10 protein-coding genes are annotated in these 15536 nt (G+C 68.1%); 5 read left to right on the top strand and 5 right to left on the bottom strand.

Annotated features, from left to right (window positions below; genetic code table 11):
- Positions 1 to 67 precede the first annotated feature (67 nt).
- Positions 68 to 1048 carry an electron transfer flavoprotein subunit alpha/FixB family protein gene (locus RIV12_RS03855; protein WP_309322250.1) on the bottom strand — a complete coding sequence of 327 codons (981 nt, stop codon included), beginning with the start codon at positions 1046 to 1048 and terminating at the stop codon, positions 68 to 70.
- Positions 1049 to 1145: 97 nt separating this feature from the next.
- Positions 1146 to 1904: an electron transfer flavoprotein subunit beta/FixA family protein gene (locus tag RIV12_RS03850; protein WP_309322248.1), complete on the bottom strand. Its 759-nt coding sequence runs from the start codon at positions 1902 to 1904 to the stop codon at positions 1146 to 1148.
- Positions 1905 to 2106: 202 nt separating this feature from the next.
- Here RIV12_RS03850 and glgX point away from each other — a divergent pair, with 202 nt between their 5' ends.
- Positions 2107 to 4500 (top strand): glycogen debranching protein GlgX, encoded by a 2394-nt coding sequence (gene glgX / locus RIV12_RS03845; RefSeq protein WP_309322246.1) that lies wholly within the window; start codon positions 2107 to 2109, stop codon positions 4498 to 4500.
- Positions 4501 to 4690: 190 nt separating this feature from the next.
- Here the strand turns inward: glgX and RIV12_RS03840 are convergent, their stop codons facing one another.
- From RIV12_RS03840 to RIV12_RS03830, 3 genes are all read right to left on the bottom strand, one after another.
- Positions 4691 to 5215: a DUF6301 family protein gene (locus RIV12_RS03840; RefSeq protein ID WP_309322244.1), complete on the bottom strand. Its 525-nt coding sequence runs from the start codon at positions 5213 to 5215 to the stop codon at positions 4691 to 4693.
- Positions 5216 to 5280: 65 nt separating this feature from the next.
- Positions 5281 to 5889, bottom strand: coding sequence for an Imm5 family immunity protein (locus RIV12_RS03835; protein ID WP_309322242.1), 609 nt, complete (start codon positions 5887 to 5889; stop codon positions 5281 to 5283).
- A 34-nt stretch (positions 5890 to 5923) separates the two neighbouring features.
- Entirely contained in the window at positions 5924 to 8314 is a 2391-nt protein-coding gene (locus RIV12_RS03830) for a hypothetical protein (RefSeq protein ID WP_309322240.1), read from the bottom strand.
- Between the two features lie 252 nt (positions 8315 to 8566).
- On the opposite strand from RIV12_RS03830, the gene trpS reads away from it, so the two are divergent.
- From trpS to RIV12_RS03810, 4 genes are all read left to right on the top strand, one after another.
- The gene (trpS, locus tag RIV12_RS03825) at positions 8567 to 9679 is read left to right on the top strand and encodes a tryptophan--tRNA ligase (protein ID WP_075418525.1); all 1113 of its coding nucleotides are present in this window, start codon (positions 8567 to 8569) and stop codon (positions 9677 to 9679) included.
- Between the two features lie 130 nt (positions 9680 to 9809).
- Positions 9810 to 11969, top strand: coding sequence for an alpha-1,4-glucan--maltose-1-phosphate maltosyltransferase (locus RIV12_RS03820; RefSeq protein WP_309322238.1), 2160 nt, complete (start codon positions 9810 to 9812; stop codon positions 11967 to 11969).
- Positions 11970 to 11980: 11 nt separating this feature from the next.
- Positions 11981 to 13903 (top strand): maltose alpha-D-glucosyltransferase, encoded by a 1923-nt coding sequence (gene treS, locus RIV12_RS03815; protein ID WP_428978911.1) that lies wholly within the window; start codon positions 11981 to 11983, stop codon positions 13901 to 13903.
- A complete protein-coding gene (locus tag RIV12_RS03810; RefSeq protein WP_309322236.1) occupies positions 13903 to 15510 on the top strand; it encodes a phosphotransferase in 1608 nt (535 codons plus the stop codon). Before treS ends, RIV12_RS03810 begins: the two co-directional genes overlap by 1 nt.
- The last annotated feature ends 26 nt before the right edge of the window (positions 15511 to 15536 follow it).

The raw sequence follows: 15536 nt of genomic DNA, 5'->3' as shown, positions 1-15536 counted from the left end.
CGGGCGCGTTGTGGGGGTGCACCGTCGACGAGATGGTGCACCCCCACAATGACGTCGGAGGAACTGTTCAGCCGCGCAGCCTGGCGAGCTCCTCGACGAGCTGGGGCACGACCTCGGTGACGTCGCCGACGACGCCGAAGTCGGCCATCTCGAAGATCGGGGCCTCGGAGTCGTCGCAGATGGCGACGACGGTGCCGGCTCCCTGGATACCGCTGGTGTGGTGGACGGCGCCGGAGACGCCCAGGCCGATGTACAGGCGCGGGGAGATGGTCTCACCGGTCTGACCGATCTGGGCGCTGCGCTCGATCCAGCCCTCGTCGCAGGCCACGCGGGTGGCTCCGACGGCGGCGTCGAGCGGCTGGGCCAGGGAGCGGACCAGGTCGAAGTCGCCGTCCACGCCGCGGCCGCCCACGACGACGGTGCGCGCCTCACTCAGAGCCGGGCCGGAGGCGACGGAGATGGCCTCACGCGAGACGAGGCGCACAGCGGCGGCCTCGGCACTGATGGGGACCTCGAGGGGCTCGGCCGCCAGGGGCGCGCCCTTGGCGGCGGCGACCTCTGCGATCCCGGGGCGCACTGCGATGATCGGTGCACCGCCGCCCGGGCCGACGCCGGCGGTGGTGGACCAGGAGCCGGACAGGACCAGCTTGGAGGCGCGCAGGTCGGAACCGGAGGCCTCCAGGCCGGTGACGTCGGAGACGCAGGCCGAGCCGAGTACGACGGCGACCCGCCCGGCGAGCTCCTTACCGCGATAGTCGGAGACGACCAGGACCGCCGCGGGCTGGACGGTGCCGACGGCCGCCACGACGGCGTCGGCCGCGGTGGCGGGCAGGTGGGCGGACTCGCCCAGGTCGGCGGTCAGCAGACGGGTGGCTCCGGCGCCGGCCAGGACCTCAGAGGCGGTCTCACCCAGCGGCTGGAGGGCCAGGGCGACAACGTCGCCGCCGGTCAGCGCCCGGGCGGCGGTGAGCAGCTCCAGGCTGGGACCGGTGGGGACGGCCTCGGTGGTCTCGAGGTCGACGAGGACGAGCAGGGGGGCATCGAGCATGGGAATCAGCTTCTTTCGCGAGTGGTATGAGACGGACGGGCGGCGCTACGGCGTCCAGCTCCCCTGCTGGGGAGCGGGCGGGCGCTGCGGCAGGCCGTCAGACGAGCTTGTTCTCCACGAGCCAGGCGGCGAGCTCGCGGCCCGCCTCTCCGGCGTCGGTGCGGATGATGCCGGCCTCACGGGCGGGTCGGGCCTCGTCGTCGACGACTGCGACGGCCGGTTCGGCGATCTGAAGACCGAGCTCGGAGGCGTCCCAGAAGTCGATGGGCTTCTTCTTCGCGGCGCGCATGGCGGCGAAATTGGGGTAGCGGGGCTCGTTGGCCTGGTCGGTGACGCTGACGAGCGCGGGCAGCGGAGCGCTGAGGACCTCGCGGACGGTGCCCACGGCGCGGGTGACGGTCACGGCGCCGCCGTCGACCTCGAGGTGGTTGGCCAGCGTCAGGGCCGGGAGGTGCAGGGCGGCGGCCAGGGCACCGGGCAGCATGGAGGTCATGGAGTCCAGGGAGGCCATCCCGGTGACGACCAGGTCGACCTCCCCGATTCGCTCGATGGCGGCGGCCAGAACCCGGGCGGTGGTGACGACGTCGGCTCCGGCCAGGTCGTCGTCGGCGACGACGACCCCGGAGTCGGCCCCCATCTGCAGAGCGCGGCGCACCCCGTCCTCAGCGTCCTCGGGTCCCATGGTCAGGGCGATGACCTCGCCGTCGGCCTCCTCGGCCAGACAGACAGCGGCCTCGACGGCGTTCTCGTCGAGCTCGTTGAGGACGTCCTCCTCGCCGCGCACGAGCCGACCGTCCTCGATGCGACGCTCGGACTGCACGTCGGGAACGTGCTTGATGCAGACCACGATTCTCATGGGTTCAAGATTGCCATAACAGCGGCATCTCACCACTGAGCGCTCAGTCACCCTGACACGGCGTCAGGACGAGGATCGGGACGACGCGATGATGACGACGCCGTCACGCCCGGGCCCTAAACGCGACGCGGCGCACTCCCACGAGGGAGACCTCACTGCCCCTCAAGTGGTAGCAACCAGCGGCCGCCAGGACAATGGGCCCATGTCTTCGACGCCAGAGCCCGCTCCAGCACCGCGCGCCGAGCTGCCAGCAGCTCCTGATCACGGGCTGGGTGTCGCTCTGAACGGAGACGGCGCGGACTTCGCGGTCCACGCCCCGCACGCCACGGCCGTGGACCTGTGCCTGCTGACCATGGATGCCGACGGCGCCGTGGTGGAGGAGACCCGGATCGGGATGCACGGGCCCTCGCGGGGCCTGTGGAGCGCCCACGTCCCCGGCATCGGAGCCGGCCAGCGCTACGGCTACCGCGCCCACGGCCCCTGGAACCCGCACGAGGGCCTGCTCTACAACCCCCGCAAGCTGCTGCTGGACCCCTACGCCCGCGCCCTGGACGGCCGAGTGGACCTGGGACCGGCCGTCTACGCCCACGAGGTCACTGACGACCTGGTTCCGGCAGCCGAGCCGTGGCTGCCCTCGCACCTGGACTCGGCGGGCAGCACCGCCGTCGGAGTGGTCACCGGTGACACCTTCCCGGTGGTTCCGGGGCCGCGCGTGCCCCGCGAGCGCACCGTCATCTACGAGGCCCACGTCAAGGGCCTGACCTACCAGCTGCCGGGCGTGCCCGAGGAGCTGCGCGGCACCTACGCGGGGCTGGCCCACTCGGTGACAGTCGAGCACCTCAAGGGGCTGGGGATCACCACTATCGAGCTGCTGCCGATCCACGCCTCGGTGAGCGAGCCCTTCCTGACCAAGCGGGGCCTGACGAACTACTGGGGCTACTCCACGCTCAGCTACTTCGCGCCCGAGCCCTCCTACGCCACGGCCGCGGCGCGTGCGGCCGGCCCGCAGGCGGTCCTGGACGAGGTGCGCGGCATGGTCTCCATGCTCCACGAGGCCGGCCTGGAGGTCGTGCTCGACGTCGTCTACAACCACACCTGCGAGGGCGGCGTCGACGGCCCCTCCTTGAGCCTGCGCGGCCTGGACAACCTGGACTACTACCTTCACGCCCCCTACCTGCCGGCGCAGTACATGGACGTCACCGGCACCGGCAACACGGTGGACTTCCGGGCCACTGGGGCGATCCGGCTGGCCCTGGACTCGCTGCGCTACTGGGTCACCGAGGTCGGCGTCGACGGCTTCCGCTTCGACCTGGCCACCACCCTGGGCCGCCATGCCGCGGAGTTCTCGCCGCGCCACCCGCTGCTCACGGCGATCGCCACGGACCCGGTGCTCAGCACCGTCAAGCTCATCAGCGAGCCCTGGGACGTGGGGCCCGGCGGCTGGCGCACCGGCCAGTTCCCCGAGCCCTTCCAGGACTGGAACGACCACTTCCGCGACACCACGCGCTCCTTCTGGCTGCATGACGCCTCGGAGATCTCTAAGGGCCGTCTGGGCTCGGACCTGCGAGACCTGGCCACGCGTCTGTCGGGCAGCGCGGACCTGTTCAGCCACGGGGAGTTCCCCGGTGGTCGTGGCCCGCTTGGCTCGGTCAACTTCGTGGCCGCACACGACGGCTTCACCCTGCGCGACCTGGTGGTCTACGACCACAAGCACAATCTGGCCAACAAGGAGGATAACCGGGACGGCAACTCCAACAACCGCTCCTGGAACCACGGTTTCGAGGGGGACGTCGTCGAGGGCATCAACGGCGGCCCGATCGAGGTGCTGCGCCGCCGGTCGATGCGCAACCTGCTGGCCACCGTACTGCTGAGCGCCGGGACCCCCATGCTGGTGGCCGGCGACGAGATGGGACGCACCCAGCAGGGCAACAACAACTGCTACTGCCAGGACTCCGTGCTCTCCTGGGTGGACTGGAACCTGGAGGTCTGGCAGCGCGACCTGGTCGCCACAACGCGTTTCCTCGTCCACCTGCGCCAGACCCACCCGGTGGTGCGCCCATCGCGCTTCGCGACCGGGCAGGTCCTTCAGGGGGACACGATCCCGGACCTGGCCTGGTACCGGGCGGACGCCGCACCGATGGACGGGGACTCCTGGCACGACCCGCACACTCGTGTGGTCCAGATGCTGCGCTCGGGCCGCCCCTGGGACGACGACGACATGCTCGTGGTCATCAACGGCGCCCTGGACCAGGTCGATGTCGTCCTGCCCGAGGGACGCGGGACCGACTGGCACCTGGCCTGGGACTCGACCTGGGCGGTCCCCCAGCCTCACACAGCACCCTTCTCCCAGGCACGGCGCGTGAGCCGAAGCCCCCAGGACACCCAGGCCGACGTCATCATCGAGACGAACGGCTCCGGCGAGGTGAAGGATGTCAAGACCGTGGCCGGCAGCTCCGAGGGCCACGCCGCTGAGAGTCTCACGGACTGCCACCAGGACCGTCCGGGTGACACGACGATGCTGGAGGCCCTGTCCCTGCGGGTCTACTTCTCCGGCGAACCGCTCGAGACCCTGACCCCGGGCACCAAGGCGGACTGAGCCGGCACCGAGGTCACCCAGCACCTGGTGCGATCAGGGGCGGTGACGTCATTTCCAGAATACCCTGGCTCACGCTCGACCCTACGGACGATAGTCACGCTCCACAGCGTCCACAGCCACGCATATCGATGAGCACAACTCTGCGCTCACGCATTTCTTAGAGGTCGCGCCAGTAAACTGTGGAGGCCCTCTAGAAGTCTCCGCCCTCATCGAAGTAGCGCTGCTCAGCCTCAGTCAGATCCATCATTGCAGGAGACTCGATAACAACATCAATGAACCTGCGGGTGCCTCCGAGTGTGATGCCGACGCGGGAAGGCAGATTCCACGTGTTCAACACGCCGACAGTGCTCGACTCCGTACTGCTTTGACCGTACAGACTGTTGAGCGCGTCAACATAGGCCTTATACTGTGAGCGAATAATGTGATCGATTTGAGGTTCGGCGTCACTGTAAAGCCGCGTAGTCAGATTGAAGTTAATTCTGGAAACAAGACTTGTGTCGGTGACGTCGTTGCCAATGTATCCGTCTTCTTCGCCGTTGCTGACGGGAGTGGTGAAGATAGTTCCGTCGTCCGGAGCGGGTCGCCAGCCGAACTGGTCTCGGAGGGTGAATGCCTCGTTAATGGTCATGGGCCATCTGTGCTCAGCGATGGTGCGGATGACCGCCACCCCCTCTTCAGGAGGATAGGCGCGGAACTGCTTGCCTTTAATTGTCAAGATAGAATGATTCACCTCCAAACGTCGTCCGTCTATTGTTTGGAAACCTGCCTTGCAGCGCTTGCTTAATTATTGAGGACTGATGGGATGGCCTCGTTAAGGTACCACATCCAGAAAGCCCGACGCGCTTCAACGTCTACTTCAGTAGCAGGCCTCCAATTCATGCCACCCGCGACCGCGCACGCACACGCATAACTGCAGTCCAAGGAATCCGGCAGGAGCTCGTCGTCATCCTCTATAGTTTCATCAATGTCGGCGTACGGGTCTCGATAGCAGGTTGATGCAATGAGTTGTCTAGCCGCGTCGGCGACCATGATGGCACGATGGTTTGCAGGATTTGTGGCGGCTCTGTCTAAACTTTGGAAGAAGCGGTGTGCTTCTATTTCCGCTCGATCGGCACTAACTTGTCGTTCGACGACCTGGTGAGCCAATGTTAGCATATCCTCTAATGAGGGATTGTTGGGGAATGATGTGGTCCATAGATGCTGGACGTGGCGCACACACTTCTCCTGTAAAGAAATGCGAAGTCGGTAAGAGCGTTCTGCGTCTTGAGTGTCGATCATTGCAGCATAAATCCTCATGCGTTGCCTTATGGTCAGAATTCCCTTACTGTCGGTACCTACTTCTGTCGCGGCAATTTCTATCTCGGCTGCAAGTGCTCTTGTGTTGATCATTGTTTCTCCAAGTGTTAGTTTGGTGTTGATCTAGTTAAAAGTATGTGGAAGGAACTGCCTCATTTGGGTTGAAAATTCGTCCGTCTGGGGCAGTGATAGTTCCATCTGATCTAAATCTCCACACTCCATTCGGGTCTGTGACGTACCAATCTCTTCCTTGGTGTTGCGCAAGGCTGCGAAACCATCCATTACAGTCTTCGCAAATTGGTTTAGATACCCCCAGGTGGGGCCATTTTGCGATAAGTGCTTTTTGTCTTTCTGCGTGTGATGCGTGATAAAGTCCAGGGGTTCCCTGATCGTAGGGGTGTGGGGTGCGAGGGTATCCCATTTCATCTGTGACTCTCAATACTTCACTGACATTTGGCTTTTGGAAGCCTGATGGTCTCCGTTCCTCACTCCATCCACTTAGTGCATGTTCAGATTCAGCGGGGTGCTCTGACGATACAGTTTTCGTCCTATATCGTCGCTGCTGATGTACTTTTCTCGCGGCCTCTGTAGCTTTGGTGTGTGCTGCTTGTGATTCTGCGACGCGTTGGGCTTCGGTTCTGGCTGCTGCTTGTTCGGTGGCTTGGGTTGCTTTCTTGCCTCCTTGTCTCAGGGCGGTGCGGCTGGCGGCCATGTCCCTGGCGGTGGTGCGGGCGATGGTGTGGGCGCCGGCCCCGAAAACTGAACCCGGGATGAAGGTCAGAGCGAAGTCGAACAGGTCCCAGGCTAGCTGGCCTGCGGTGACGTTGCTGAGGTAGGAGGAGGTCGCTGCCCCCGGGTTGTGGATGAAGGAGGCCAGGCCGTGGCCATGGGCCGCGGCCCAGGTCAGGACTCCGACAGCCCCCATAGCCAGGGCGAAGGTGGAACCAGCTGACATCAGCAGCATCACACCCAGCGCCGTGACCAGCAGCTGACCTGTCGGCCCCAGCAAGTCCCACCACGTGGCCAGCTTGTCGAGCAGACCCGCGAAGAACGCCGAGTCACTGTCACCGAACAGAAGCGAGGACCCGATCGCCTGGGCAATCACCACCCCGCACCACAGGCACAGCAACGCCGCCACGGCTGAGACCGTCAGCGCCAAGACGGCGAAGGCCCAGCGTGCTGCGGGCTCGACCCCGGGGGTGGTGGCGGCCATGGCGTCCCGGCGGGTCTCCATCACCTGGGCAGCGGTGAGCCGGCCCTCGATCATGCGCTGGGGGCGGGTCATGCGTCGGTCGGTGTAGCCGCGGGCGATGACGGCCAGGTCGCTGTAGGACAGCACCACCAGGGCCACGACCGCCTCGATCGGAGCACGCACGAAGGCCGGTCCCCCGATCACCGTCAGCAAGGACGCCCTGGGCGCCTCGCCGGCAGTGACCCCCAGGACCCCGGTGCGCAGGCGCCTGCGGGCGTCGGCCAGCAGACACAGACCGAACAACACCAACGAGTAGGCGATCTCGTCGCCGCCCCGCCCCGAGAGCTGCCAGGCCGCGCCCAACCAGGACAGGACCGCGTCATCCGAGTCCAGCCAGGACACTGAGCCCAAGGCCGCCACCGAGGCGTTGTAGGCCGCGTGGTCCACCACCACCTGCACAAACGCCGCGACCGGCACCACCCAGGCCGCCACCCGCCCCACCGGATTACGGGTGCGCCACAGGACGATCCCCAGGCCGATCGCCATCGCCACCGTCATCGTGGAGACGTGATGACCCACCGCCAGCGGGCTGGGCCCCAGGTCGTCGTTGAGCCGGCCCACCAGGCTGTCACTGTCCCACATCCGGAAGGACCCGGCCGTCCACGCGTTGAGCGAGTACTCCAGACCCCCATCGTTCGGCAAGGACGCAAGCACCCCCTGAGGCATCAGACGCCGAGCACCGTCCTCAGCCACAGTGAAACCCGCCCCGGCCGCGTACCCCAGCAACGCCCAGTCAACCGCCGCCAGACGCCGCACCCGCCCCGGCGCCACCAGGGCCACCACCACCAGCGGCACCAGCTTGCCCGGCTCCTCAACGAACGCCGCCAGAGCAATACCCGTGCCGTCGTCGCTCGTCGTCATCCCACCGCTGGCAGCAACCAGCACAGTGGCCTCAGCCACCACCAGCGCCCACGGCACACTCACAGAGAACATGACACTCACCGCCCGCCACGAGACGGTGCGGGTGCGCGACAGCAGCACCACCACCCCCAGGCAGGCCAGCATCCAGACCACCGGCTTCAACGCGACAGCCAGGCGCGGCACCACCAGCACAGCCACCACCAGCAACACGATCGTGATGCGCTGGCTGATCCGAGACAACCGAAACAGCCCCCGGGCCAGACCCTCGTGACGACTCAACCACCTCTGCCAGGCCCACAGCACCCGCTGCCAGACCTCCGGCGGAAACCGCAACGACCCCGCCGGCCACCCCCACACCAACGGGTTGACAACACCAAAAGCGCCCGGATCACTACGAAGACCCACCAAACACCCTCCCACACCACCAACAGTGGACAAACACCTCGCCAAAACCACAAGAACGTAACCATCCTGTTATCTGCGGCCCCACGTCACCACCCTGACGAAAATCGAGGTGGCGCAGGCGACAGCTTCGAGCGCTCACCCCTCTTCACGTTCTTCATCGGATAAGTCACCGAAGCGCAGGACGTTGGGGTCCATCACCCGGGCCGGCGAACTCCGCATCAGCGCTAAGAGCGCACCCCCTAGGATGAGGTCATGACTCAGACCCCCACCGCGGCCGAGGAGGCCCTGGCCAACGCCACCAATGACGCCTCCCTGGCCCGATCCATCGCCCGCTCCGCCGAGATCGAGGCCGATATCGCCGTCAACCCCGGCCGTTACCGGATGTTCACCGGGGTCCGCCCGACCGGGAACATGCACCTGGGCCACTACTTCGGCACCATGCACTCCTGGAAGACGATCCAGGACGCGGGCGTGGAGACCTGGATCCTCGTGGCCGACTACCAGGTCATCACCGACCGCGACGGCGTCGGGCCCATTCGCGAGCGCGTCCTGTCCCTGGTCACCGACGCCCTGGCCGTGGGCGTGGACCCGCAGCGCTCGACGATCTTCGCCCACTCGGCGGTCCCCGCCCAGAACCAGCTGATGCTGCCCTTCCTGTCCCTGGTCACCGAGTCCGAGCTGCACCGCAACCCCACGGTGAAGTCCGAGCTGGAGGCCACCGACGGGCGGGCCATGAGCGGTCTGCTACTCACCTACCCGGTCCACCAGGCCACCGACATCCTCTTCTGCCAGGCCAACCTCGTACCCGTCGGGAAGGATCAGCTCCCCCACCTGGAGCAGGCCCGGCTCATCGCCCAGCGCTTCGACAAGCGCTACGGGCGGGCGGTCAAGGACCACCCGGTCTTCCGCCGCCCCGAGGCGCTGCTCAGCCAGGCCCCGATGCTGCTGGGCCTGGACGGGGAGAAGATGAGCAAGTCGCGCCGCAACACCATCGAGCTGCGCATGAGCGCCGATGAGACTGCCAAGGCCCTCAAGAAGGCCAAGACGGACTCCGAGCGCGTCATCACCTACGACCCGGTCAACCGACCGGAGGTCTCCAACCTGTTGATGCTGGCCTCCCTGTGCGGGGCGGGCACTCCCGAGGAGATCGCAGAACGCATCGGTGACGGCGGCGCGGGCACGCTCAAGAAGGTCACCACGGAGGCCGTCAACGAGTTCTTCGCCCCCATCCGGGCCCGTCGCGCCGAGCTGGCGGCCAACGAGGACTACCTCCTGGAGGTACTGAGGCAGGGCAACGCCCGGGCCAACGAGATCGCCACCAGGACGCTCGACGACGTCCGCACCGCCATGCAGATGAACTACTGACGGCTGCCGTCTGCTGAGCCCACAGGCTCAACGCCCGGATCGGCCCGGTTCGCGACGCGCGTACCGGGCCGATCAGCGCCCTGCGAGCGGACATGTGACTCAGGTCGTTTCTCACCGTAGTCTTGCCCCTGTGACTCCGAACACGACGCCGAAGGCCGGCAAGAAGCAGTCCACCCGTCCCTCCAAGTCCTCTGCCGCTCCCACCGATGCGCCCGCCCAGGGCACCGGAACGGAGACCACGCCATCGGTGTCGTCCGCGACCTCCGCGACGCCACAGCCGGCCCCGTTCTCGCTGATCGGCCGGATCCCGGTCACCGAGGTCTTCCCCGTCGTCGAGGACGGGCGCTGGCCGGCCAAGGCCGTCGTCGGCGAGGTCATTCCGATCCGCGCCACCGTCTTCCGCGAGGGGCACGACCGCTACGGCGCCACCGCGGTCCTGGTGCGTCCTGACGGCAGCGACGGCCCGAGCGCCCGCATGCACGACATCGCCCCGGGGCTGGACCGCTATGAGGCCTCCGTGGCGCCCGACGCCCCCGGGGACTGGCGCTTGCGCGTCGAGGGCTGGTCGGACCCGTACGCCACCTGGAGCCACGACGCCGGCATCAAGGTGCCCGCCGGCATCGACGTCGAGCTCATGCTGGAGGAGGGCGCCCGCGTCCTGGACCGGGCGGTGGCCGTTGAGGGGCGCGACGAGGAGGGCGTCAAGGCCCTCAACGACGCCGTGTGGATCATGCGCGACCCCTCCAACCCCGTGGCCGACCGCCTGGCTGCGGGCATGTCGGACTCGGTCCAGGCCGCCCTGGAGCGCCTGCCGCTGCGCGACCACGTCTCGCCCTCCGCCGAGTACCCCCTCCAGGTGGACCGCGAGCGCGCCCTGACCGGCTCCTGGTATGAGATCTTCCCGCGCTCGCTGGGCTCGGGGGCCGATGAGGACGGCACCTGGCACTCGGGGACCCTGCGCAGCGCGACCGAGCGACTGGACCGCATCGCGGCCATGGGCTTCGACGTCCTCTACCTCACGCCCATCTCCCCCATCGGCCTGACCAACCGCAAGGGCCGCAACAACACTCTGACGGCCCGTCCCGGCGACCCCGGCTCCCCCTACGGCATCGGCTCCCCCGACGGCGGCCACGACGCCATCCACCCCGACCTGGGCACCTTCGAGGACTTCGACGCCCTGGTGGCGCGCTCGCGCGAGCTGGGCATGGAGGTGGCCCTGGACCTGGCGCTCCAGTGCTCCCCGGACCACCCGTGGGTGACCGAGCACCCCGAGTGGTTCACGGTCCTGGCCGACGGCTCCATCGCCTACGCCGAGAACCCGCCCAAGAAGTACCAGGACATCTACCCGCTCAACTTCGACAACGACCCCGAGGGCATCTACCAGGCGATCCTGGAGGTCGTGCGCACCTGGATCGCGCACGGCGTGACGATCTTCCGGGTGGACAACCCCCACACCAAGCCCCTGACCTTCTGGCAGCGCCTCATCGCCGAGATCCACGCCGAGTCCCCTGACGTGCTGTTCCTGGCCGAGGCCTTCACCCGCCCGGCCATGATGCGCACCCTGGGCATGATCGGCTTCCACCAGTCCTACACCTACTTCGCCTGGCGCAACACCAAGGAAGAGCTCATCGAGTACATGATGGAGCTCAGCAAGGACACCGCCCACCTGCTGCGTCCGGCCTTCTGGCCCACGACGCACGACATCCTCACCCCCTTCATGACCAACGGGAAGGTGCCGGCCTTCAAGCTGCGCGCCGTCCTAGCGGCCACGCTCAGCCCGACCTGGGGCATCTACTCGGGCTACGAGCTGGCCGAGTCCACACCGCGCCCGGGCTATGAGGAGCAGATCGACAACGAGAAGTACGAGTACAAGCCGCGTGACTTCGCCGCCGCTCGCCGCAACGGCATCGAGGACCTCCTCACACGTCTCAACGCCGCCCGGGCCGCTCACCCGGCGCTGCGCCAGCTGCGGGACATCTACTTCCACCCCACCAGCGACGACCAGATCCTCGCCTACTCCAAGCGGGTGGACGCCTTCCACAGCCCCACGGGCAGGGACGACGTCGTCCTGACGGTGGTCAACCTCGACCCGCACGGGGCGAGGGCCGGCGAGGTCTACCTCAACCTGGAGGCCCTGGGCCTGCCGGGTTGGGTGGACGCCTCTCGCCCGGTGGTGCGGGTGACCGACGCGCTCACCGGCGAGACCTACGACTGGTCGGGGCAGAACTATGTGCGTCTCGACCCCTTCGCCGGGCAGGTCGCCCACGTCTTCTCCGTGGAGCCGCTGTGAGCACCGATCCGATGAGTACTGCCCAGGTGCCCCCCGGCAAAGAGACTCCAACCGCGGCGCCGGGGGGAGCCTTCGGTCCGCCCGCGGCGGGCGTGCCCGTCACGGCGCCCGTGGCGGCCCAGATGTCGGCGATCCCCACCCCCAGCAGCGGGATCCCCATGCCGCTGGCGGTGGCCCCGCCAATCCCCGGGGTGCCGGCCCTACCGGCCCAGGCCCGCCCCGGTATCAGCGCGGACCCCGAGTGGTTCCGCACAGCCGTCTTCTACGAGGCGCTGCTGCGCTCCTTCGCCGACTCCGACGGCGACGGCATCGGGGACCTGCGCGGGCTCATCTCCCGCCTGGACTACCTGGCGTGGCTGGGCGTGGACTGCGTGTGGATCCCGCCCTTCTACCCCTCGCCCATCCGTGACGGCGGCTACGACATCTCCGACTACACGGCCATCGACCCGCGCTACGGAACGATGGAGGACTTCCGCGAGCTGGTCCACCAGGCCCATCAGCGCGGGATCCGCATCGTCATCGACATGGTCGTCAACCACACCTCCGACGCCCACCCCTGGTTCCAGGCCTCCCGCTCGGACCCCGAGGGCCCCTACGGGGACTTCTACGTGTGGGCCGACGACGACTCCGGCTACGACGACGCCCGCATCATCTTCGTGGACACCGAGGAGTCGAACTGGGCCTACGACGTCGAGCGAGGCCAGTTCTACTGGCACCGCTTCTTCTCCCACCAGCCCGACCTCAACTACCGCAACCCGGCGGTCATCGAGGCGATCCACGACGTCATCCGCTTCTGGGCGCGCACCGGGGTGGACGGCTTCCGCCTCGACGCCATCCCCTACCTGACCGAGTCGGAGGGCACCAACTGCGAGAACCTGGCCGGCACCCACGAGATCATCGCCGGCATCCGCGAGATGCTCGATCGGGAGTTCCCCGGGACCATCACGCTGGCCGAGGCCAACCAGTGGCCCGAGGACGTCGTGGAGTACTTCGGCACCGAGGAGGCGCCCGAGTGCACCATGTGCTTCCACTTCCCGGTCATGCCGCGCATCTTCTACGCACTGCGGCAGGGCTCGGCCGAGGCCATCCGCTGGGTGCTGGAGAAGACCCCCGACATCCCCGCCCACGGGCAGTGGGGGACCTTCCTGCGCAATCACGATGAGCTGACCCTGGAGATGGTCACCGACGCCGAGCGCGACCAGATGTACGCCTGGTACGCCCCCGAGGAGCGCATGCGCGCCAACATCGGGATCCGGCGCCGCCTGGCCCCACTCCTGGACGCCTCGCGCGCCGAGGTGGAGCTGGCCTACGCCCTGCTCCTGTCGCTGCCGGGAAGTCCCTGTCTCTACTACGGCGACGAGATCGGCATGGGCGAGAACATCTGGCTGGAGGACCGCGACGCCGTGCGCACCCCCATGCAGTGGGACGACTCCCCCAACATGGGCTTCTCCTCAGTGGTCGACCCGGGCGCCCTGACGCTTCCGCTCATCCAGGCCCCCGGCTACGCGCACCTGACGGTGGCCACTGAGATGGCCCGGCCCGACTCGCTGCTGCAGTTCACCCGGCGGATCCTGCACCTGCGCCGCGCCCATCCCGTGCTGGGTCGCGGGAACTTCCTCCTGCGCCCCACCAGCGATGACGCCGTCCTGGCGCACACGCGCTGCGACGAGGCGCCGGTGGAGGGGGCAGAGACCCTTCTGTGCGTCTCCAACCTCTCGGCCACCCCCCGGTCGGTGACGATCGAGGCTCCTGAGCTGGCGGGCAGGGGCACCACGGATCTGTTCGGGGGCTGCGCCTTCCCGCCCGTTGACGAGCGCGGCCGCCTCACCCTGACGCTGGGAGCGCGCGGATACTACTGGCTGTCCGTTGACCGGACTGAGCCCGACGACGCCCCCCAGGGCGACCACGACAACCACCCGACCGAGGAAGTCTGATGCCAAACGAACCGATCTCCGCCGCACCGCAGCCCGCCACCGTGCCGGCACACTCCCTGCGCAGCGCCCAGGCCCCGTCGACCTGGCCCACCAATGCCGAGATCCTCGCTGCGCTGGAACCGTGGATGCTCCAACGGCGCTGGTTCCCGCTCAAGGGGGACGCCGCACCGCCCCTGGGCTCCCTGCGCGTGATCGCAACCTGGGAGCCGGAGGAGGGGGTGCGAGACCTCGTCATCGCCGCCCTACGGGGCAACCAGGCCGAGACCGGTCACCGCGACGGGATGGTGCTGCTGCACGTACCGGTGGTCCTGGAGGCCGCCGAGGCGCTCGACTCCTTCGCCACCCCCGGTGAGGCACCCGGCAACCACGGCCTGCTGGTGACCACCGGCTCTCAGGGGTCACCCACGCAGGTGGCGCTCGTCGACGGCGCCCACCACCCGGCCTTCTGGCGGGCCTGGGCCCTGAGCACGCTGAAGGCGGGCACCGTCCTGAGCGAGGCCGGAGCCCTGGCCATCGCCCAGCGGGCGCCGAGGCTGCGGGTGACCACCGGGGAGCAGTCCAACACCTCCGTCATCCTGCCGGCCCCTTCCGACCCCGCCGAGGCTCTTGGGGAGCAGGACGCCGCCACCGGTGACCTCATCGTCAAGCTCCTGCGGGTCCTGGAGCACGGGCGCAATCCCGACGTGGAGCTGTCGGTGGCCCTGGCCCGCAGCGGCTGGGACCGGGTGCCCACGCCGGTGGCCTGGTCCACCATGACCTGGACGCGCATGGGCGGCTGCGGCCAGCCCGCCCTGGAGGAGTCCACCGACTCGGCCGTCGCCTGCAGCTTCGTCCCCCGCGCCGACGACGGCTTCGAGCTGTTCTGCTCACTGGCCTCCACCGACGACGTCGACGGACCGGTGCGGGCCCGGGCCCTGGACCTGGCCCAGGATCTGGGACGCACGACCGCGCAGATGCACCACCACCTGGCCGCCTCCCTGGGCACGAGCCGGCCGCCAACGCCGACCGAGCTCGCCGCCTCCCTGCGCAAGCGCGCCCGGTGGGCGCTGGAGGAGGTCCCCGAGCTCTCCGGCCACATCCGGGCCCTGGAGCTCAAGGTGGAGCAGACCCTGGAGCGGCTCGAGGCGCTCCAGGCCCTGGAGCCGGCCACCCGCATCCACGGCGACTACCACCTGGGGCAGGTGCTTCACGAGATCGGCGGCCAGCAGCGCTGGTACGTCCTGGACTTCGAGGGCGAGCCCCTGCGCCCCCTGGCCCAGCGCTCCGACCCTGACCTGCCGGTCCGGGACGTGGCCGGCATGCTGCGCTCCTTCGACTACGCCGCCGCCGTCGGCAAGGCCCCCCACCCCGACTGGCTCCCCGCCGTGCGCTCCGCCTTCGAGGAGGGTTACCGCCTGGGGCGCCAGGAGACCGGCTCGCAGGACCCGTCGCCGGCCACGGCCAGCACTGAGGAGCAGGCCGAGGCCTCGTACCAGACGGTCCTGACCTGTCTGGAGCTGGACAAGGCCCTCTACGAGGCCGTCTACGAGGCCCGCAACCGTCCCGACTGGCTGGGCATTCCCATGGCGGGGATCGAGTCGGTCCTGTCCAAGCACACGGAGGGCTGAGCACGCAACGATCCTCCATTCCCCTC

Origin of the sequence: Actinomyces stomatis, assembly GCF_031292835.1 — a bacterium.
GTDB lineage: Bacteria > Actinomycetota > Actinomycetes > Actinomycetales > Actinomycetaceae > Actinomyces > Actinomyces stomatis.
Note: the sequence above shows the minus strand (reverse complement) of the source record. Positions and strands in the feature narration are given on the sequence as shown.